This window comes from Pedococcus sp. KACC 23699, from assembly GCF_045348425.1.
GTDB lineage: Bacteria > Actinomycetota > Actinomycetes > Actinomycetales > Dermatophilaceae > Pedococcus.
Genome location: NZ_CP157483.1, coordinates 2,068,816 through 2,087,981 on the forward strand (window position 1 = coordinate 2,068,816; position 19,166 = coordinate 2,087,981).

At 71.8% G+C, this 19,166-nt stretch carries 21 protein-coding genes; 20 read left to right on the forward strand and 1 reads right to left on the reverse strand.

The features are described from left to right. Nucleotides 1–7: 7 nt before the first annotated feature. Nucleotides 8–520, reverse strand: coding sequence for a flagellar export chaperone FlgN (gene flgN, locus ABEG17_RS09680; protein WP_406833075.1), 513 nt, complete (start codon nt 518–520; stop codon nt 8–10). Nucleotides 521–703: 183 nt separating this feature from the next. Between flgN and ABEG17_RS09685 the strand changes: the two genes are divergently transcribed. The 20 genes from ABEG17_RS09685 (at nt 704) to ABEG17_RS09780 (ending at nt 19,165) form a co-directional block, all read left to right on the forward strand. After that, a complete protein-coding gene (locus ABEG17_RS09685; protein WP_406833076.1) occupies nt 704–1,579 on the forward strand; it encodes a sigma-70 family RNA polymerase sigma factor in 876 nt (291 codons plus the stop codon). 178 nt (nt 1,580–1,757) lie between these two features. Then, a complete protein-coding gene (locus ABEG17_RS09690; RefSeq protein ID WP_406833077.1) occupies nt 1,758–2,810 on the forward strand; it encodes a flagellin in 1,053 nt (350 codons plus the stop codon). Between the two features lie 85 nt (nt 2,811–2,895). Next, nucleotides 2,896–4,773, forward strand: coding sequence for a flagellar filament capping protein FliD (gene fliD / locus ABEG17_RS09695; protein WP_406833078.1), 1,878 nt, complete (start codon nt 2,896–2,898; stop codon nt 4,771–4,773). A gap of 10 nt (nt 4,774–4,783) precedes the next feature. Continuing rightward, nucleotides 4,784–5,167: a flagellar export chaperone FliS gene (gene fliS / locus ABEG17_RS09700; protein ID WP_406833079.1), complete on the forward strand. Its 384-nt coding sequence runs from the start codon at nt 4,784–4,786 to the stop codon at nt 5,165–5,167. After that, nucleotides 5,164–5,511: a hypothetical protein gene (locus ABEG17_RS09705; RefSeq protein ID WP_406833080.1), complete on the forward strand. Its 348-nt coding sequence runs from the start codon at nt 5,164–5,166 to the stop codon at nt 5,509–5,511. The genes fliS and ABEG17_RS09705 overlap by 4 nt, the downstream gene beginning before the upstream one ends. Further along, on the forward strand, nt 5,511–6,878 hold the full coding sequence (gene flgK, locus ABEG17_RS09710) for a flagellar hook-associated protein FlgK (protein ID WP_406833081.1): 1,368 nt from the start codon (nt 5,511–5,513) through the stop codon (nt 6,876–6,878). The genes ABEG17_RS09705 and flgK overlap by 1 nt, the downstream gene beginning before the upstream one ends. Nucleotides 6,879–6,969: 91 nt before the next feature. Further along, nucleotides 6,970–7,878, forward strand: a complete 909-nt coding sequence (gene flgL / locus ABEG17_RS09715) for a flagellar hook-associated protein FlgL (RefSeq protein ID WP_406833082.1) — start codon at nt 6,970–6,972, stop codon at nt 7,876–7,878. Nucleotides 7,879–8,175: 297 nt separating this feature from the next. Next, the gene (locus tag ABEG17_RS09720) at nt 8,176–8,532 is read left to right on the forward strand and encodes a flagellar basal body rod protein FlgB (protein ID WP_406833083.1); all 357 of its coding nucleotides are present in this window, start codon (nt 8,176–8,178) and stop codon (nt 8,530–8,532) included. Continuing rightward, nucleotides 8,532–8,930 carry a flagellar basal body rod protein FlgC gene (gene flgC, locus ABEG17_RS09725; protein ID WP_406833084.1) on the forward strand — a complete coding sequence of 133 codons (399 nt, stop codon included), beginning with the start codon at nt 8,532–8,534 and terminating at the stop codon, nt 8,928–8,930. The genes ABEG17_RS09720 and flgC overlap by 1 nt, the downstream gene beginning before the upstream one ends. Before the next feature lie 2 nt (nt 8,931–8,932). Further along, entirely contained in the window at nt 8,933–9,229 is a 297-nt protein-coding gene (locus ABEG17_RS09730; RefSeq protein WP_406833085.1) for a flagellar hook-basal body complex protein FliE, read from the forward strand. Further along, nucleotides 9,226–10,818 carry a flagellar basal-body MS-ring/collar protein FliF gene (gene fliF, locus ABEG17_RS09735; protein ID WP_406833086.1) on the forward strand — a complete coding sequence of 531 codons (1,593 nt, stop codon included), beginning with the start codon at nt 9,226–9,228 and terminating at the stop codon, nt 10,816–10,818. Before ABEG17_RS09730 ends, fliF begins: the two co-directional genes overlap by 4 nt. Beyond that, nucleotides 10,818–11,837 carry a flagellar motor switch protein FliG gene (gene fliG, locus ABEG17_RS09740; protein WP_406833087.1) on the forward strand — a complete coding sequence of 340 codons (1,020 nt, stop codon included), beginning with the start codon at nt 10,818–10,820 and terminating at the stop codon, nt 11,835–11,837. Before fliF ends, fliG begins: the two co-directional genes overlap by 1 nt. Then, nucleotides 11,821–12,489, forward strand: coding sequence for a FliH/SctL family protein (locus ABEG17_RS09745; RefSeq protein WP_406833088.1), 669 nt, complete (start codon nt 11,821–11,823; stop codon nt 12,487–12,489). Before fliG ends, ABEG17_RS09745 begins: the two co-directional genes overlap by 17 nt. Further along, on the forward strand, nt 12,486–13,784 hold the full coding sequence (locus ABEG17_RS09750; protein WP_406833089.1) for a FliI/YscN family ATPase: 1,299 nt from the start codon (nt 12,486–12,488) through the stop codon (nt 13,782–13,784). Before ABEG17_RS09745 ends, ABEG17_RS09750 begins: the two co-directional genes overlap by 4 nt. Then, on the forward strand, nt 13,781–14,209 hold the full coding sequence (locus ABEG17_RS09755) for a hypothetical protein (RefSeq protein WP_406833090.1): 429 nt from the start codon (nt 13,781–13,783) through the stop codon (nt 14,207–14,209). Before ABEG17_RS09750 ends, ABEG17_RS09755 begins: the two co-directional genes overlap by 4 nt. Further along, on the forward strand, nt 14,206–15,366 hold the full coding sequence (locus ABEG17_RS09760) for a transglycosylase SLT domain-containing protein (protein WP_406833091.1): 1,161 nt from the start codon (nt 14,206–14,208) through the stop codon (nt 15,364–15,366). The genes ABEG17_RS09755 and ABEG17_RS09760 overlap by 4 nt, the downstream gene beginning before the upstream one ends. Continuing rightward, nucleotides 15,363–16,922: a flagellar hook-length control protein FliK gene (locus ABEG17_RS09765; RefSeq protein WP_406833092.1), complete on the forward strand. Its 1,560-nt coding sequence runs from the start codon at nt 15,363–15,365 to the stop codon at nt 16,920–16,922. The genes ABEG17_RS09760 and ABEG17_RS09765 overlap by 4 nt, the downstream gene beginning before the upstream one ends. Before the next feature lie 8 nt (nt 16,923–16,930). Beyond that, nucleotides 16,931–17,434, forward strand: coding sequence for a flagellar hook assembly protein FlgD (locus ABEG17_RS09770; RefSeq protein WP_406833093.1), 504 nt, complete (start codon nt 16,931–16,933; stop codon nt 17,432–17,434). 2 nt (nt 17,435–17,436) lie between these two features. Further along, nucleotides 17,437–18,681, forward strand: coding sequence for a flagellar hook protein FlgE (locus ABEG17_RS09775; protein ID WP_406833094.1), 1,245 nt, complete (start codon nt 17,437–17,439; stop codon nt 18,679–18,681). Between the two features lie 232 nt (nt 18,682–18,913). After that, nucleotides 18,914–19,165 (forward strand): flagellar FlbD family protein, encoded by a 252-nt coding sequence (locus tag ABEG17_RS09780; protein WP_406833095.1) that lies wholly within the window; start codon nt 18,914–18,916, stop codon nt 19,163–19,165. Nucleotide 19,166: the final 1 nt, after the last annotated feature.

Sequence of the window (19,166 nt, forward strand, 5' to 3'; positions counted from 1 at the left end):
CAAGGCCTCAGGAGCTCTGGTCGAACAGGCGGCGGGTGGGGTCGTGCTCGGGGGTCCCCGACGCGCTGTACGTCGACGAGGTGTGGGGTCCGGAGAACTGGGCAAGGACGTCCTCGACGGCGCGGGCGCCGCTGGCGAGCAGGTCCCGGTTGGCCAGGGCGGCCTGCGTGAGCTCGCTCGTGGCCTCGAGCAGGGCGTGCCGGTGCTCACCGATCACGTGGTCCCACGGAGCCGGGGCGGCAGCCGCGATCTCGCCGAGGGAGGCGTCGTCAGTGAGCAGGAGCGCCTGGGCGGCGGGCGCGGTCTCGATCGCGCGCATCAGCTCGGCGGTCCGGATCTCCTGGAGCAGCTGGTCGACCTCACGGGTCGATCGGGCGACCCAGGAAGCGCGACCGGTCTCCACGAGGGCGCGCTGCACCTCGACGCGGTACGCGAGCAGCTCGAGCAGGTCCCGGACCCGCCAGAGGGACTCCGAGAGCTCGGCGCAGGCCAGGGCGGCCATGTCGTTGTCGACCTTCATCACGGTCTCCCCATCGGCTCGCCGGTCCCGGTCGTGAGCGTTTCGCCGAACATTTCGCCCGGCTGAGCCGCTCCGCGACACCACGCCGGCCGATCAACCGTTCGGCCGACCTTCCCTGGCCGAAGGGGCTGAGGTGGCCCGTGGGGTCTAGGACCACTCGTGTCGGCCCAGCATTCTTACCACGTGACTGTTACTGGATCGCGAGAGCAGGGTTCGGCGCACTTTGACGCCGATAGCCTGTGCAAGGAGCACTTGGCCGTCGTCCACTACGAGGTGCGCGCGCTGAGCCTGCGACTTCCCTCGCATGTGACCCTCGACGACCTCACCTCTGCCGGCATGGCCGCCCTCGCCTCCGCCGCACAGTCCTTCGATCCCGAGCGAGGCGTGCCGTTCGGCCGGTATGCCGCGCGGCGCATCAAGGGCGCCCTGCTCGACGAGCTCCGCTCGCTGGACTGGGCCTCCCGCAGCCTGCGGGCCAGGGCCCGTGAGCGTGAGACCGCGCGTGAGGCGCTGGCGAGCCTGCTGCGTCGCGAGCCCACCGACCGCGAGCTGGCCGCCCACATGGGTGTCGGCCTCGACGAGGTCCGCGACCTGGGCCGCGACCTGCACCAGTCCGTGGTGCTGCGCCTGGATGCCCTCGTCGACGCCGGGGCCGACGCGATGCTCCCGCGACACCACCAGACCCCCGAGTCCGTCGTCGTCGAGCGTGAGCGCGGGACCTACCTCGCCGCGGCCGTCGAGTCGCTGCCGGAGCGCCTGCAGGTCGTCATCCGGGCCACCTTCTTCGAGGACCGCCCGCTCAAGGAGGTTGCCGACGAGCTCGGCGTGACCGAGTCGCGGATCTCCCAGATCCGCACCGAGGCGCTGAAGATGCTCAAGGACGGCATGAACGCCAACCTCGACCCCGACCAGCTGCCGGCAACGGACGACGGCCTCGTGGCCCGTCGTCGGGCCGCCTACTACGCCGAGATCGCCGGACGCGCCGGCCACCGCCAGCGCCAGGCCATGAACGCCGCCATCCACGAGGGTGGCCGCACCCGGCTCGCAGCCGGTCACTGACACCACCGCAACACCCACCCCAAGACCTGCCGGGACAAAACTCTCGGCAAACCCTCAGGTGCGTCAGGCGCCGGCCGATGAGGCTGGTGTCGGTCCCGGAGGGAGCGACAAACCAGCACCACAACGGGCTCGTCACGGATGACGGCTCGCGACCCCATCCAAGGAAGAGGAAACCATCATGGGTCTTCAGATCAACACCAACGTTGCGGCCATGAACGCCTACCGCAACCTCAGCTCCACCCAGAACGCGATGTCCACCAGCCTCGAGCGTCTCTCCTCGGGTCTGCGCATCAACCGTGCTGCGGACGACGCCGCCGGCCTGGCGATCAGCGAGAAGCTGCGCGCCCAGTCCAACGGCCTCAACCAGGCCACTGCCAACGCCCAGGACGGCATCAGCCTCATCCAGACCGCTGAAGGTGCCCTCAACGAGACGCACTCCATCCTGCAGCGCATGAGGCAGCTCGCTGTCCAGAGCGCCAACGACACGAACACCGACCAGGACCGCACGGCGATCCAGAGCGAGGTCACCCAGCTCTCCAACGAGCTGGACCGCATCTCCGGCACCACGCAGTTCAACGGCACCAAGCTCCTCAACGGCGACGCGGCCAGCGGGCTGAAGCTCCAGGTCGGTGCCAACTCCGGCGACAGCATGAGCGTGTCGATCGGCAAGATGGACTCGGCCACCCTCGGCATCAAGGCGACCAAGCCGTCGGCCAGCTCGGCCAACGGTGCCGCCGTCGCAGACGCATCGGGTTCGCTGATGGGGTCGTTCACCATCAAGAACAACGACGTGCTCGACACCGCCGGCAACAAGGTGGGCGCCTACGCAGCCGGCAAGGTGACCTGGACCGACACCACCAAGACGGCCATCACCTTCGACAAGGCCGTCACGGACACGTCGAACAACGGCGCGTTCACGGTCAGCGGTGCGATCAACGTCGGCACCCAGGCCAACGCGAGCGCTGCGCTCGACACGATCGACAACGCCCTCAACCAGGTCTCCTCTCAGCGTGCCGACCTCGGTGCGGTGCAGAACCGCCTGCAGCACACCATCAACAGCCTGAGCGTCGCCGCCGAGAACGCCTCGGCTGCGGAGTCCCGCATCCGCGACACCGACATGGCCAAGGAGATGACGTCCTTCACCCGGTCGCAGATCCTGCAGCAGGCCGGCGTCTCGATGCTCGCCCAGGCGAACTCCGCCCCGCAGTCTGTCCTCAAGCTGCTCGGCTGAGTCCGTGGCGTGGCCCGGAGCCGGGGGAGACCTCGGCCCCGGGCCCACGCCCCAGCACCACTGGCGATAGGAAGGAGGCGCAGCCGTGGCCTCGATCGACGGACTCGTCTCCGGACTGAACACCACCCAGATCATCAGCCAGCTGATGTCGGTGGAACGCGCGTCGGGCAACTACCTGACGCAGGGCAAGGCCGACAGCCAGAACATGGCGACGGTGCTCCAGGCCCTCAACGCGACCCTCACCGGCCTCCAGACGGCCACGAGCGCCCTCATCCCCGACTCCATCACCAAGGCGTCGGCCTGGACCTCGGCCACCGCGGGGTCCAACGTCCCGGGACTGGCCACCGCCACGACCGGTGCGAGTGCCGCACCCGGCACCGCCACCTTCACGGTTCGCAGCGTCGCCAGCGCAGGGTCGTCGGTCACCACCGGCTCGGTCGGATCGTTGACCAGTGCCGTCAGCGACGGCCCCCTGCTCCTGGGCAAGGGCATCGCCGCCCTCGGTATGGCGTCGATCACCGCCGGCAGCCAGCTCGCCGGCGGCGCCCACGCCCTCGTGGTCACCCAGTCGTCCGCCGGCGCGGCCCTCACGGGTGCGCCACTGGCCGACAGCATCACCGTCGACGCCGGGTCCAGCACCATGTCGGTCGAGGTGGACGGCACCCCCACGTCCATCACGCTGACGCAGGGCACCTACACCCGGGACCAGCTCGCCGCCGAGGTCGGCCGCGCCTCCGGCGGCACGCTGTCCGCCAGCATCGGGACCGACGGATCACTGCGGCTGGCCACCTCGCAGGAGGGCTCGGCCGCGACCCTGCGTCTCGGTGCCGCGAACGCCGCCCTCGGCCTCAGCGACACGGGGACGACCGCCACCGGCACCGACGGGGTCGTCACCCTTGACGGGGTCGCCACCACCGTCGCCAGCCTCACCCGTGGCAGCCAGATCACCCTCAACGGCGCGAACGGCGACAGCATGGTGTTCACCATGTCGGGTGGACTGAGGTCGGGTACGGCCAGCGCCACGGTCGTGCAGCTCTCGTCGGGTTCGAACCTCTCGCAGGTCGTCTCGTCGATCAACGGCGCAGGCGCCGGCATGCGGGCCACCGCGGTCCAGGTGTCGGCCAACGCGTACCGGCTCCAGCTGACCTCGACGTCGACCGGCGCCGACTCGGACGTGTCGCTCGGACAGGGTGCCTTCCCTCCGGGTCTGTCCGGCCTCGGTGGAACGGTCGAGCTCTCGGCCGGGTCCGACACCCTGCTGCGGGTGGGCACCGGCCCCGGCGCGTTCGACGTGACCTCGTCGACGACGAGTGTGGCGGGTCTGCTCCCGGGAGTGACGATCACGGCGGTCAAGGCCGACCCCACCACACCGGTCACCATCACCGTGGACCAGGACTCGGCCGGCATCGCCAACAAGATGGATGCCCTCGTGACTGCGGCCAACGCCGTCCTGGGCTACATCAGCGACAAGTCGTCCTACAACGCCGACAGCAAGACGGCTGGTCCGCTCCTCGGCAGCGCGCTGACCCGGGACCTGTCGCAACGAATCGTCGACAACGCCATCGGCACCTCCTCGGACCTGCCGTCCCTGGCCGGTGTCCAGGTCGGCCGCGACGGGAAGATCGCCTTCGACAAGACGGCCTTCCTCGCGGCCTACGCCAAGGACCCGGCGGCCGTGGAGAAGACCATGACCGCCTTCGCCACCCGGCTCGCGGGCACGACGAAGGCGGCCTCGGACCCCATCAGTGGGTACGTCACCGGCCAGATCACCTCGGAGCAGGCCAAGGTCAAGGACTACACCGACCAGATCGCCAGCTTCGAGGTCCGCATGACCCTGCGGCAGCAGACCCTGCAGACGCAGTACGCCTCGCTCGAGACCATGCTCGGCACCCTCAAGTCGCAGAGTGCGTGGCTCGCCGGCCAGCTGGCGTCCCTGCCCACCCCTTCCAGCGGAAACAACTAGGAGCCCCACCGTGACCACGTCCGCGATGTTGCGGCGGCGCTACAACGGCGACGCCGTGACCACTGCCTCCCCGAACCGCCTCGTCGTGATGCTCTACGACCGCCTGCTCAAGGACCTCAACAGCGCCTCGACCGCGATCGGCGGTGGCAACATCGAGGCCGCCCACCGCGCACTGGTGCACGCTCAGGAGATCGTCGCCGAGCTGTCCGGCTCCCTCGACCTCAGCCTGTGGCCGGAGGGCGCCCAGCTCAAGGCGCTCTACGGCTACCTGACCGAACGCCTGGTGCGGGCCAACATGACCAAGGACGCGGCGTTCGTCGCGCAGTGCCTGGAGGTCGTCGACCCGCTGCGTGACGCGTTCGCCGAGGCCGCCCTGGCGCCGGAGCCGGCATGAGCGCCCAGTCCTGGGCGGTCCGCTGGGTCGTCGCCCTCGCTGCCCTCGAGGCCGCGGTCACCGAGGGTGAGCGCCTCGTCGAGGAAGGTCGCGTCGAGGAGTTCCGGACCGTCCCGGTGCCTGTCGTGGCGACCGGCCTGCCCCCCGAGCTCGCCGACCGCGCCCGGAACCTGCAGGACCGGCTGGCCGCGCTGACCGAGCGCGTCGCCGAGGCGATGACCGTGACCCTGCGCGAGATCGAGGCCGCCGCCACCGAGCGCGCCGACCGGGGTGGGCGCAACGACCGCGGGCCCCGGGCCGTGCGACGGCAGTGGCAGCCCTCGTACGTGGACGCGAGGGCCTGATGTCGGGCTTCTCCAGCCTCGGGATCGGGGCCAGCGCCCTCCAGGCGGCCCAGCGCGGCCTCGAGCTCTCCGGGCAGAACATCAGCAACGTCAACACGGCCGGCTACTCCCGCCAGCGACTCGACCAGGTCGCGTCGGGAGGTTCGCCGGTTCCGGCGATGTATGCGCGGTCCACCGGGGTCGGCAACGGCGTGCTCGTCCTCGGGACCGACCGGCTGCGTGACGAGTTCCTCGAGGCACGCGCCCAGCAGGTCCGCGGCAGCGCGTCCTCCGTCGCCTCCACGGCGGCGACGCTCGGCGCCATCGAGGGCGTCTTCGGCGAGCCGAGCGACACCGGGCTCCAGGCCCAGATGGCGTCCTTCTGGAACTCCTTCGGCGATGTCGCGAACGACCCCACGAGCGCGGCGCCTCGCACCCAGGTGCTCGAGCAGGCCGCGCAGCTCGCGGCGACGTTCGGCCGGACCAGCCAGCAGCTCGACACACAGTGGTCGGGCACGCGCCAGGCGCTCGACGCCACCGTCGCCCAGGTCAACAGCACCGCCTCCGACGTGGCCCGCCTCAACGACGCGATCCGCAGCGCGAAGGTCTCCGGCGCGTCGACCAACGAGCTCTCCGACCAGCGCGACCAGCTCGTCCTCAAGCTCGGCGAGAGCATCGGGGCCGTCGGCCGACTCAACGACGACGGCACCGTGACCGTGAGCGTCGGCGGCAGCCAGCTCGTCAGTGGCTCGCGCACGAGCCCGCTGCGGGTCGACGGACCCACCGTCCCCGGCCAGCCCGGGCAGGTGAGCGTGACCTGGGCCAGCAGTGGCACGCCCGCCACCGTCACCGGTGGCGACGTCCAGGGCCTCACGACCGCGCTGACGGCGACGATCCCCGGCTACCGCTCGGCCCTGGACGCGGTCGCTGCCCAGCTCGCGAACGCCGTCAACAGCCAGCAGGCCGCCGGGTACGACCGCAACGGGACCCAGGGCGCAGCGATCTTCAGCGGCACCACCGCCGCCACGCTCACGGTGTCGATGACGGCGACCAACGGCATCGCCGCCTCGAAGGCGGCGCCGCCGGCCTACGACGGTGACAACGCCGCATCGATGGCCGGCCACCTCGGCGACCCTAGGGGCGCGGACGCGAGCTACCGCAGCCTCATCGTCGGCCTCGGCGTGCAGTCGCAGAGCGCCTCGCGCCAGGCGGACATCCAGGACGTCATGCTCAAGCAGGTCGACACGGCCCGCCTCGGTGTCTCCAGCGTCAGCCTGGACGAGGAGATGACCAACCTCATGTCCTACCAGCACGCGTACGAGGCTGCGGCGCGGTTCGTCAGCGTCATCGACAGCACGATGGATTCACTCATGAACATGGCCCGTTGACCGATAGGTCTATTGACAGCACCGCACGCCTGACCCCTCAGCACCCCGTCCCCCGCCCACCACCGACCCGACGACCACCCGGAGACCCACGATGAGCCGCGTCACCCCAGCCACGTTGAACAGTGGTGTGATGGCCGGGCTGCAGAGCAGCCTCAGCCGGCTGCAGCAGACCCAGGAGCAGCTCTCCTCCGGTCGCCGTCTGAGCCGGCCCTCGGACTCGCCCGTGGACACCGTGGCAGCCATGACCCTGCGGGCCCAGAGCAAGCAGGCCGACCAGATCTCGCGCAACATCGACGACGGCATGACGTGGCTCAACACCGCCGACCAGGCCCTGGGCCAGACGAGCACGGTGCTCAACCGGGTGCGGTCCCTGGTCCTCGCCGGGTCCAACAGCACCAACGGCCCAGACGAGAGGCGTGCCATGGCAGCAGAGGTCGACCAGCTCCGTGAGGCCGTCCTGGGGATGGCCAACACGCAGTACCTCGGACGCCCGGTGTTCGCCGGCACCCAGGACACCGCCACCGCCTTCGACCCCACCACCGGGGCGTATGCCGGCAACTCCACGGCCGTGCAGCGCACCGTGTCGGCTGACTCCGCCTCCGGCACGCTCGCCGTCAGCGTCACCGGGGACCAGGCCTTCACCACCCTGCTCCACGACCCCTCCGCCACGGGTGGGGTCGGCGTCCTCGACCGGATCAGCGCGGCCCTGCGCAGCGGCGACGCCACTGCCCTCGGCACCGCCCTGACCGACCTGGACACCGCCTCGGAGTCGCTGCGGTCCACGCAGAGCACCGTCGGGGCCCGGACCAACCGGCTGCTGTCCGTGCAGGCCAACGGTGCGGTCCGTTCCGACGCCATCGCCGCGAAGCTCTCGGGGGTCGAGGGCATCGACCTGGCCAAGACGATCACCGACCTCACCCTGCAGCAGACGGCCTACCAGGCGGCCCTCGGGGCGGCGGCCAAGATCGTGCAGCCCTCGCTCATGGACTTCCTGCGCTGATCGGTCGCCGGGCTCGCTGAAGCAGCCCGCGCTATACCCGTATGGGGCGCGGCCGCGTCTCCTATCGTGCACGAGCGCGCCCGGGGCGCTGTTCGCGCAACTTCGCTCCGGCCGTCTCCCGGGCATGGGCCGAACGGCTGATCTTCGGCCCTCACGGCGATTCGCGCTCAGGTCGGCGAGCGCGGCGCCGATGTGGGGACTGGCCATGGATGGCCATCGCCGCCAAGGACGTGTGGCAACACCAGAACGTGTCCTTGTCACGCGCCCCCACGCGCGGCGAAGCCCTCCAGGAGAACCATGATCGACCCCCTCGGCGACACCACGATGCGCGCCCTCGGGCAGGCCCTCAACGGCCTGTCGCTGCGACAGCGCACGATCGCCGACAACGTCGCCAACGTCGACACCCCCCGCTACCTCGCCGGGAAGGTCGACTTCGAGAGCAGCCTGATCTCTGCCCTCGGCAACGGTGAGGACCCGTCCGCGGCCGCCCCGACCGTCCAGCGCTCGCTCGAGCCGACCCGCGAGGACGGCAACAACGTCAACCTCGACGAGGAGACCCTCGCCGGCGCCGAGACCGGGCTGACCTACCAGCTGGGGGTCCAGGCCATGACCGACCACTTCCAGCGCCTGCGCATCGCGATGGGCAGCGCCTGATGGGCCTGTTCGGCGCGATGAACATCGCCGGCTCCGGTCTCGTCCTGCACCGCAAGTGGATGGACGCCGTCTCCGACAACATCGCCAACATCAACACCGTGCGCCCGACGAGCGGCAACGCGTTCCAGGCGCGGTACATCGTGGCCCAGGCCGACAACTACGGCCAGGCATCGGGGGTCCAGGTCGGCGGGGTCGAGTTCGGCAACGCCCAGGGCCGGATGGTCTACCAGCCCGGGCACCCGCTCGCCGACGCCCAGGGCTACGTCCGCATGCCCGACATCGACCTGTCCGACCAGATGACCCAGCTGATGATGGCCCAGCGCGGCTACCAGGCGAACCTCGCCGTCGTCGAGCGTGCCCAGGCCGCCTACCAGCAGGCCATCGGGCTGGGCCGCTGACCATGGTGATCCCCCCCATCTCCTCGATCGGCTCGTTGCCGACCGTCAGCCCCATCACCCCGCCGACGGCGTCGAACCCAGCCGGGTTCGGCAACGCCATCGAGAAGGGCCTCGACCAGCTCCAGTCCCTGCACCAGACGAGCGACAAGCTCGGCGTCCAGGCCGTCACCGGCCAGCTCCAGGACGTGCACCAGTACACGATCGCCGCGAATGAAGCCGCTGTCGCGACCCAGCTCACCGTGGCTGTGCGCAACAAGGCCGTCGAGGCGTTCACCGAGATCATGAGGATGCCGATGTGAACGGCTTGGACCCGCGGGCGATGCTCGCCCGCTTCAGCAGGCTGTTCAGCGGCTTCACGCCCGGTCAGCGTGTGGTGACCGCCGCGGCGGCGCTCGCGGTCGTCGTCGGCAGCGTGATGTTCGTGTCGTGGGTGTCCAAGCCGACCTATGCCCCCGTCTTCACCGGCCTGAGCTCGACCGACGCTGCCGCGGTGACGGCCAAGCTCACCGACTCCGGCGAGCCGTACCAGCTGGCCGACGGCGGCCAGACCGTCATGGTGCCGCAGGCCGACGTCTACCAGACCCGCATCACCCTCTCCGGTGAGGGCCTGCCCGCCGGCGACTCGAGCACCCAGGGCTACTCGCTGCTGGACAAGCAGAGCATGACGAGCAGCGACTTCCAGCAGAAGGTCACCTACCAGCGGGCCCTCGAGGGTGAGCTGGCCAAGACCATCGAGTCGATCGACGGCGTGCAGGCCGCAGTCGTGCACCTCGCAGTCCCGCAGGACGACGTGTTCACCACCGACGCCGCCAAGCCGACCGGCTCGGTCCTGGTCAAGACCGCGCCCGGGGCGACGTTGTCCTCGACCATGGTCGACTCCATCGTCCACCTCGTCGCCGGTTCGGTGCCGAAGCTGGACCCCACGCAGGTCACGGTCGCCGACGCCAGCGGCAAGGTCCTCAACACGGCCGGCGAGAGCGGCAGCGGCAGCGCCGGCGCCGACGGCCGCCAGGCCCAGAAGATCGCCGTGTCCGACGCCACCGCAGCGGCGGTCCAGTCGATGCTCGACAAGGTCGTCGGCCCCGGCAAGGCCGTCGTCCGCGTCGACGCCCAGCTCAACTTCGACCAGCAGACGATCGACCGCCAGGAGTACGTCCCGACGAAGCCCAACACCACGCTCACGCAGACCAAGAGCACGGAGACCTACAAGGGCGCCGGGGGCGCACCCGTCGGTGGCGTCCTCGGCCCCGACAGCGTCGGCACGACCACGAGCGGCTCGGGCAAGAACAGCTACGTCAAGGAGGACTCGAGCCAGACGAACGCGGTGGGCACCTACAAGGAGCAGACCACCACGGCGCCCGGCAAGATCCAGCGGCTCACCGTCGCCGTCCTGCTCGACTCCAAGTCGGCCGGCGCGGTCGACCAGAACCAGCTGAGCTCGCTCGTCTCCGCCGCCGCCGGGCTGGACTCCAAGCGTGGCGACGTCGTCCAGGTCAGCCAGATGGCCTTCGACACGACCGCGGCCGCGGCCGCGCAGAAGGAGCTGGAGCAGGCTGCTGCCGACAAGAAGCAGGCGGACCTGATCAGCCTCGGCAAGACCATCGGCCTCGGCGTCCTCATCCTCCTCGCCCTCGTCATCGGCCTGATCCGCTCGCGTCGCCGCGGTGGACCTGCCGCACCGCAGGAGATCGAGGTGTACCGCGTGCCCACCGGGCCGGCCCCCGTCGACTCCCTGCTCGAGCAGGCCGAGCTGCGGCACAGCCTGCCCCAGCGTGAGTCGGCCGGGGAGCAGCGCGCGCGCTCCCGCGAGTCCATCGGCACCCTGGCCCGTGAGCGGCCCGACGACGTGGCCCGCCTCCTGCGCGGCTGGATCGCGGAAGGCAGCTGATGTCCCTGACCACCATGGAGCTCACCGGGCTCCGCAAGGCGGCAGTCCTCCTCGTCCAGCTCGGCAGCGAGGACTCCGCGCACGTGCTGCGGTCGCTGCGCCCCAGCGAGGTCGAGGCGCTGACCTCCGAGATCGCGCGCCTCGACGGCGCCGACCTGCCCACGCAGGACGCCGTGCTCGGTGAGTTCGAGGCGATGGTCAGCGCCCAGGAGTTCTACATCCAGGGCGGCCTCGAGCTCGCCGAGGAGATGCTCGTCAAGACCCTCGGGCCCGAGCGTGCCAAGGAGGTGCTCTCGAGGCTGTCGTCCTCGCTCAAGCAGACGCCGTTCGAGTTCCTGCGCCGCGTGGACGCCCGTCTCCTCCTGACCTACCTGCAGGACGAGCACCCGCAGACCATCTCGCTGGTCCTCGCGCACATGTCGGCCGAGCAGGCCGCCGTCGTGCTCAGCGGCCTGCCCGAGGGGATGCAGGCCGAGGTGGCCCACCGTCTGGCCGTGATGGACCGCACGTCCCCCGAGATCGTCAAGCAGGTCGAGGGCCACCTCGAGCGCCGGCTGGCCAACCTCGTCCAGAGCTCGGACTACTCCTCCGTCGGTGGGCTCGGCCCTCTCGTCGGCATCATCAACAGCTCCGAGCGGTCCACCGAGCGCCTCATCCTCGAGGGCCTGGAGCAGCGCGACCCCGAGCTCGCCGAGGAGGTCCGCGCGCACATGTTCATGTTCGAGGACATCGTGGGCCTCGACGACCGTGCCGTGCAGGCCGTCCTGCGCCAGGCCGACACCAAGCAGCTCGCGCTCGCGCTCAAGGGCGTCTCGCCGGAGGTGCGCGACAAGATCACTCGCAACATGTCCGAGCGCGCCGGCGCCACCCTCGTCGAGGAGATCGAGGTCATGGGGCCGGTGCGGCTCAAGCAGGTCGAGGAGGCGCAGGCCATCGTCATCCGCCTGATCCGCTCCCTCGAGGAGTCCGGCGACATCATCATCTCGCGCGGGGGTGGCGGCGATGACCTCGTCCTCTGACCTGCGCCCGTCGACGGTGCTGCTGCGCAACGGCGCGACGGCGTCGGCCCGCCCCGCGGCGTTCTCGAGTCGTCAGCTCACCCATGCCTCGGTGCTCGGCTCAGGTGCGCCGTCGGAGCGGGCCCGCCAGTACGAGGAGGGTCGCGAGGCCGGGTACGAGGCCGGGCTCGCCCAGGCCGCTCGCGAGCAGGCGATGTGGGCCGAGCGCGCCTCCGCGCGCGCGGAGGCCGAGCGGGCCGAGCGTGACCGCGAGTGGGAAGCCGCCCTGGGTGCCCTGCGCACCGCCGTGGCCGGCGCTGCTGCGTCAGCCACCGTGACCGACGTGTATGCCGCAGCGGTGCCGATGGCGGTCGAGATCGCCGAGGCCCTCGTCGGGCACCACCTGCGCGTGGACGGCTGCGCTGCCAGGGACGCCGTGGAGCGGGCCCTCACCGATGTGCCGCGAGGCTCGGACGTCACCATCCACATCCACCCGGACGACACCGCCCTCACGCCGGAGTCCGTCGCCGACCTCGTGCCGGGCTGTGCGGTGCAGGTCGTCCCCGACCCCGGCGTCGAACGGGGCGGCTGCATCGTCCGCATCGGCGACCGCACGATCGACGCCCAGCTCGGCGCGGCACTCGCCCGCGTCCGGGAGGTGCTGGCTCGATGACCGTCGCGTTCGACGAGCTGCTGCGGGCTGCCCGGCCCCGGGTCACCGGAAGGGTCACCCGCGCCCTCGGCGTCGGCATCGAGGTCTCCGGTCTCGACGTCGCCGTCGGGGAGGCCGTCGAGGTCACCGGGGACCAGGGCCCCATCCTCGCCGAGGTCGTCGCCCTCGACGGGGACGCCGCACGGTGCCTGCCCGTCTCCGACCTGCGCGGCGTGCGTCGCGGTGCGGTCGTCGCGTCCACGGGCGGGCCCCTGCGCGTCCCCGTCGGCGCCGGCCTCATCGGCCGTGTCGTCGATGCCCTCGGCCGCCCCATGGACGGGGGTCCCGCGCTCACCGACGTCACGTGGGAGACGTCCGAGGGCACGCCGCCACCGGCCATGACCCGCGATCGGATCGACACCCAGCTCGGTCTCGGCATCCGCGCCATCGACACCCTCGTGCCCTGTGGCCGCGGCCAGCGCATGGGCATCTTCGCTGGCTCCGGTGTCGGCAAGTCCAGCCTCCTGTCCATGGTCGTCCGCGGCACCGAGGCCCCCGTCTGCGTGCTCGCCCTGGTCGGCGAGCGCGGCCGCGAGGTGCGCGAGTTCGTCGAGCACGACCTCGGTCCCGAGGGCCTCGCCCGGGCGGTCGTCGTCGTCGCGACCTCCGACGAGCCGGCCCTCGTCCGCCTGCACGCAGCGTTCACCGCCACCCGCATCGCCGAGTGGTTCAGGGACCAGGGCCAGGACGTCCTGCTCTGCATGGACAGCGTCACCCGCGTCGCCATGGCGCAGCGCGAGGTCGGCCTCGCCGCCGGCGAGCCGCCGGCCACGCGCGGCTACCCGCCGTCGGTCTTCGGGCTCCTCCCGCGCCTCCTCGAGCGCGCCGGCACCTCGAGCTCGGGCAGCATCACCGGTCTCTACACCGTGCTCGTCGAGGGCGACGACATGAACGACCCGGTGGCCGACTCGGTCCGCTCCATCCTCGACGGGCACATCGTCCTGGACCGTCGACTGGCCACCTCGGGCCACTTCCCGTGCATCGACGTCCTCGAGTCGGTCTCGCGCACGACCCGCGCCCTGACCGACGGCCCCCAGCGGGCCGCGGCCTCCTCGTTGCGCCAGCTGCTCGCGGCCCGACGCGACGCGAAGGACCTCGTCGAGATCGGCGCCTACGTCGCCGGGAGCAACCCGCTGGTGGACCGCGCCCTGCAGGCCTCGGGCCCGATCGACATGTTCCTGCGCCAGGACCTCGACGACATCGCCGACCTCGACCAGAGCTGGTCGGCCCTGCACCTGCTGGCAGGTGCACTGTGACGACCCGCCGCGACCGTCTCGCCGTCGTGCTCAAGGTGCGCAAGATCCAGGAGGAGCGCCGCCAGGCCGACCTCGCGCGCGCCCTGGCAGCTGCGGCTGTCGCCGAGTCCCACGCGGACCGGGCCCGGGAGCGCTACGCCGCGGGCGTGGCGGTGCCGCAGGTGCTCGGCGCCGCAGCCTTCGTGGCCGCCCGCGCCATGGCCGGGGGGCGGGCCGAGCAGGTCGCCGTCACCCGCAGCCGGCACGAGCTGGCCGTCGGGGAGAGCGACCGCGCCCGGGCCCTGCTCACCGAGGCCATGACCCGTACGTCGGGTCTCGAGCGCCTGGTCGAGAGAGAGGACTTCGTCATGCTGCGCGAGATGCTGGCGGCCGACCAGCGCAACGCCGAGGAGAGCTCCGGAGCGGTGCGGAGGGTGTTGTCATGAGCATCGACACGGTGGGCCCCGCGGCAGCCTTCGCCCGCATGGCGGCCATCGAGAGCCGCTTCTCCGTGGCCGCGCCCGCCCAAGCCCCGAGCCCGGCCCCAGGTGCCGGCGCGGCATCGACGGCGAGCAGCTCCGGCTCGACCACGACGTCGTTCGCCGATGCGCTCGGCACCGCCATCGACCAGGCGAAGTCCCTGCAGGCGCAGGCAGCCCAGGGTGGTGTGGGCGTCGGAGGCGACACCGGTGCCCAAGCCGTCGCCGCCGCCACCAAGTACCTCGGTGTCCCCTACCTCTGGGGTGGGACCGACCCGGCGAAGGGTCTGGACTGCTCCGGCCTGGTCCAGCGCGCCTACGGCGACATCGGGGTCTCGATGCCCCGCGTGGCCGCCGACCAGGCACGCATGGGCACGGCCGTGCCCGACCTCGCGCACGCCCGTCCCGGCGACCTCGTAGCCTTCGGCGACCCCGTCGACCACATCGGCATCTATGTCGGCGGAGGCAAGATGGTGGTCGCACCCCACAGCGGCGACCACGTCAAGGTCCAGGACGTCTACCGCACCCCCACGGCGATCCGGCGCATCGCGTCCCCGGCGGACCAGGCGTTCGCCGCGTCCGGTGCTGCAGGCGGTTCAGGCTTCTCCTCGATGTCGGCCTCGGCCCCCGCCTCCCTGACCGGAGCCGGCCCGTCCTCCGACCTCGTTGCCGCGATCGGCCTGCCGCAGGCGACGTCCCCCGCGGCGGTCGGCGCCTCAGCCACTGGTGCGGGCCCGAACGGGGTCCCCACCAGCCTGAGTGGCCTGTTCGCCGGCGCCGCCCAGCGGTATGGCGTCCCGGTCGCGCTCCTCACGTCGGTCGCCGAGGCGGAGAGCGGCTTCAACCCGAACGCGGTCAGCCACGCCGGGGCGGTCGGCCTCATGCAGCTCATGCCGGCGACCGCCCGCGGGCTCGGCGTCGACCCGCGCAACCCCGCGCAGGCCATCGACGGCGCTGCCCGGCTGCTGGCCAGCCACCTCGACCGGTTCGGTTCCACACCGCTCGCCATCGCGGCATACAACGCCGGTCCGGGCGCCGTGCAGCGCTACGGCGGTGTGCCGCCCTACCGCGAGACCCAGCAGTACGTGCAACGCGTGCTCGGCTACATGGGAGGTGCGGCATGAGCCGCGTCGAAGCGTTCCCCACCACGTCCTCCCCGGCCCCGTCGGCCAGGTCGACGCTGCGCAGTGGCTCCGACGACGGTGCCGGGTTCGAGGTCGCGATCCGCTCACAGCTCGACGCCGGTCGGGCGGACCGTTCCCGTGAGCGGTCCGAGCCGTCGACGGCCTCGGAGCGGGCCCGCGAGCGCAGCCAGCGCCCGCCGCGGGACCGCGCGGTCATGCGCCCGGGCTCGCCGATCCACGAGGACCGGCAGGTCCGCAGCGACCGCGACCGACCGGTGCGTGCCGAGCTGGCCGGGGGCTCACAGCACGAGGTCCACGTCGCTCGACCGGGGGGTGACGGTCACGCCGCGCCCACCCCGGACGCTGCGGCGTCGCAGCCGTCCTCCGACGCTGCAGCGGCCACGTCGCTCGAGGCGGGCACCGGCACCTCGACCGTCGGTGCGCCCGTCGTCGACTCCGCACTCGCAGCCGGCGGCCTGGAGCAGGCGGCCGCAGCCATGACGACGGGAGGACCTACTGGGGGACCGACGATGCGGACCAGCTCCGACGAGACCGTCGTCGCGGCGACGCAGGCCGCCACGACGGCAGCGCCCACCCGCCCGGCCGGGGCCACCGCGGCCGACGCGGCGGCACCGACCGCGGAAGCGCCGGCCGCTGACGCCACCGGACCGGGTGCCACGCCCGCCACCCACTCCGCGGCGGGCCAGCCGACCGACGGCCACGCCGGGGCGCACGGCGGGGGCCAGCCGGGTCAGCCCGGTTCGGGCCAGACCGGGTCCGGCCCGGCTGACGGCTCGCCCGTGCCCACCCTCGTCCACGGCCGCCCGGCCGCCCTCGCCGGTCCGACCGGCACCACGGGCGACGGCACGACGGGCTCCTCGACGGGCCCGACCGTCGCAGCGGCGGATGGTGCGCTGGTCACCCTCGAGGCCCACGCTGTGCCCCTCACGACGTCGACGTCGACGTCGGCCGTGCCGCAGCAGGCAGCGGTCGGTCTCCCCACCGCCGCCGTCGACGCCGCGGCGGCAACGGCAGCGGCACCTCCGTCCACCGGCGCGACCGTCGCGACCCCGGGCGCCACCGCCCCGGCTGCCAACCCGGTCGTGCCCCTGTCGACGCAGGCCCAGGTCCTCGGCGCCGTGTCACCGCTGCTGACCGGCCCGGACGGCACGCACCGCGTCACCGTCCACCTCGAGCCCGAGAACCTCGGCAAGGTCCGCGTCCAGGTGTCGCTCAGTGGGGGAGAGGTCGCCCTGCACCTCATCGCCGCCGACGCCGTCACGAGGGAGACCTTGCGCCTAGGGCTGCCCGAGCTGCGGGCCCAGCTCGAGCAGTCGGGCCTGCGGACCGCGGACATGGACGTCCGGTCCGGCCCGTCCGACCTCTTCGGCCGGGACACCGGTGCCGGCACCGATGCGAGCGGGGGGCGCGCTGCCCGGCCGGTTCCGGGCGCCGCGCCGCAGCACCGCACGACGACCGGCGGCACGGCCCTGCCGGACCTGAACCCCGCCTCCCGATCCCTGTCCCACGACGTCGCCCTCGACGTCAGAATGTGAGCCCGACCATGACGACCCCGATCGGTTCGAGCACGGCGGCGGCCGCCGCTGCCTTCAACAGCCAGGCAGCGGCCAACGCGGCAGCCGCGACCTCGACCACCGGCGCCACCGCGAGCTCGTCCGGCACCGACCTCAGCGGGGACGCGTTCCTCAAGCTGCTCGTCGCCCAGCTGAAGTACCAGGACCCCAGCAAGCCGGTGGACAGCGCCGCCTTCATGGCCCAGACCGCGCAGATGCAGATGGTCGAGACCCTCCACGAGCTCGTCGCCCAGAACGCCTCGGTCCTCGCCGGGCAGAACAGCCTCAACGCCCTGTCCCTCGTGGGCAGGAGCGTCACCTACTCCGTCGGCAGCGCGACTGCCAGCGGCACCGTCGACTCGGTGAAGCTCACCGCTGCCGGGCCGAAGCTCATCGTCAACCACACCGAGGTGCCGCTCAGCACGGTCACCGAGGTGGCAGCCACCACCTCCACCGCCCCGTCTTCCTCTCCCACCACCCCCGCAAAGGACTGACCATGCTTCGTTCGCTCTTCTCCGCCGTCTCCGGCCTGCGCAGCCACCAGACGATGATGGACGTCATCGGCAACAACATCGCCAACGTCAACACCACGGGCTACAAGTCCGGCCAGACCGTCTTCGAGGACACCCTGAGCCAGGCCGTCCGCAACGCCGGTGGCGCCTCCCAGGGTGGCGGTGGCACGAACGCCGCCCAGGTCGGCCTCGGTGTCCGCGTCGCGGGCATCACGACGAACTTCAGCCAGGGCAGCACCCAGGTGACCGGTCGCCAGGGCGACATGGCCATCCAGGGCGACGGCTTCTTCATGGTCCAGAAGGACGGGCAGGCGATGTACACGCGCGCCGGTGCGTTCTCGTTCGACGCGCTCGGCAACCTCACCACCCCCGAGGGCGCCACCGTCCAGGGGTGGCCGGCCGTCAACGGCGCGATCAACACCAACGCCTCGACGAGCGGGCTGCGCCTGCCCTTCGGCCAGGTCCTGGCCCCGAACGCCACGAGCAGCATCGACATCGGGGGCAACCTCCCGGCCGATGCCGCCACCGGCGCGCAGGTGACGCACAGCATCGACATCGTCGACGGGCAGGGCAAGACCATCCCCACGACGACGACCTACACGAAGACCGGCGCCAACGCCTGGACCGCGACGACCACCGTCCCGGACGCCAGCGGCAACCCCGTCTCCGTCGGCACGGCGAACCTCACGTGGAACGTCACCTCCCAGAAGTTCAACACCGACACCATGACCCTCACCAAGGGCGCGCTCGGCACCGCGGGCTACACCTTCCCCTCCGACGTCACGATGAGCATCGGTGGGGACGCGACGCCGCTGACCCAGTTCGCTGGGTCGAGCTCGGCCACCGCCCGCACCCAGGACGGCTCCACGATGGGTCAGCTGCAGAGCTTCTCCATGGACACCAGCGGCATCCTCGTCGGCGTCTTCTCCAACGGCCGCACCGAGAACCTCGGCCAGGTCGCGATCGCCAACTTCGCCAACCCGGGTGGCCTCGAGAAGGCCGGTGACTCGATGTGGCGCGGGAGTGCCAACTCGGGCCAGCCGCAGGTCGGCGTCGCCGGCACCGGTGGCCGCGGCCAGCTCAACAGCGGTGTGCTCGAGATGAGCAACGTCGACCTGGCCCAGGAGTTCACCAACCTCGTCGTCGCCCAGCGCGGCTTCCAGGCGAACTCGCGCGTCATCACCGCCTCCGACGAGATCCTCCAGGACCTGGTCAACCTCAAGCGCTGAGCCACCGGCTCAGGACGACCACCGCCGGGCGGTGGGGTGCGGGAGAGCCGCGCCCCATCGCCCGTCGCCGTGCGCGGGGAGGGGTGCCCGCGCCATACCGGCTCGTGGTCCTGCCTCGCAGCCGTTCCCCGAGCTGGTCACCGCAAGACCTCAGGTATGCCGCGCGGCTGCCGATGAGAGGGGTGCGCGCCACGGATGGTCGCGCTTGCTTGGACCCAAGGATGGACGCCCCATGATCGCTGTCACGCGCCGCAACGGCACCTGTTTCGCCCTCAACCCCGACCTCATCGAGCGGGTCGAGGCCACGCCCGACACCATCATCACCCTCGTGGGTGGGACTCGTTACGTGGTGACCGAGACGGTCGAGCAGGTGGTCGCGGAGGTGCGCGACTTCCGGGCGGCCGTCATCTCCGCAGCCGACTTCGTCCAGCACTCGCCGTCGCAGCGCTCGGGTCTGCACGCCGTCCCGGACACGGACCACTGAC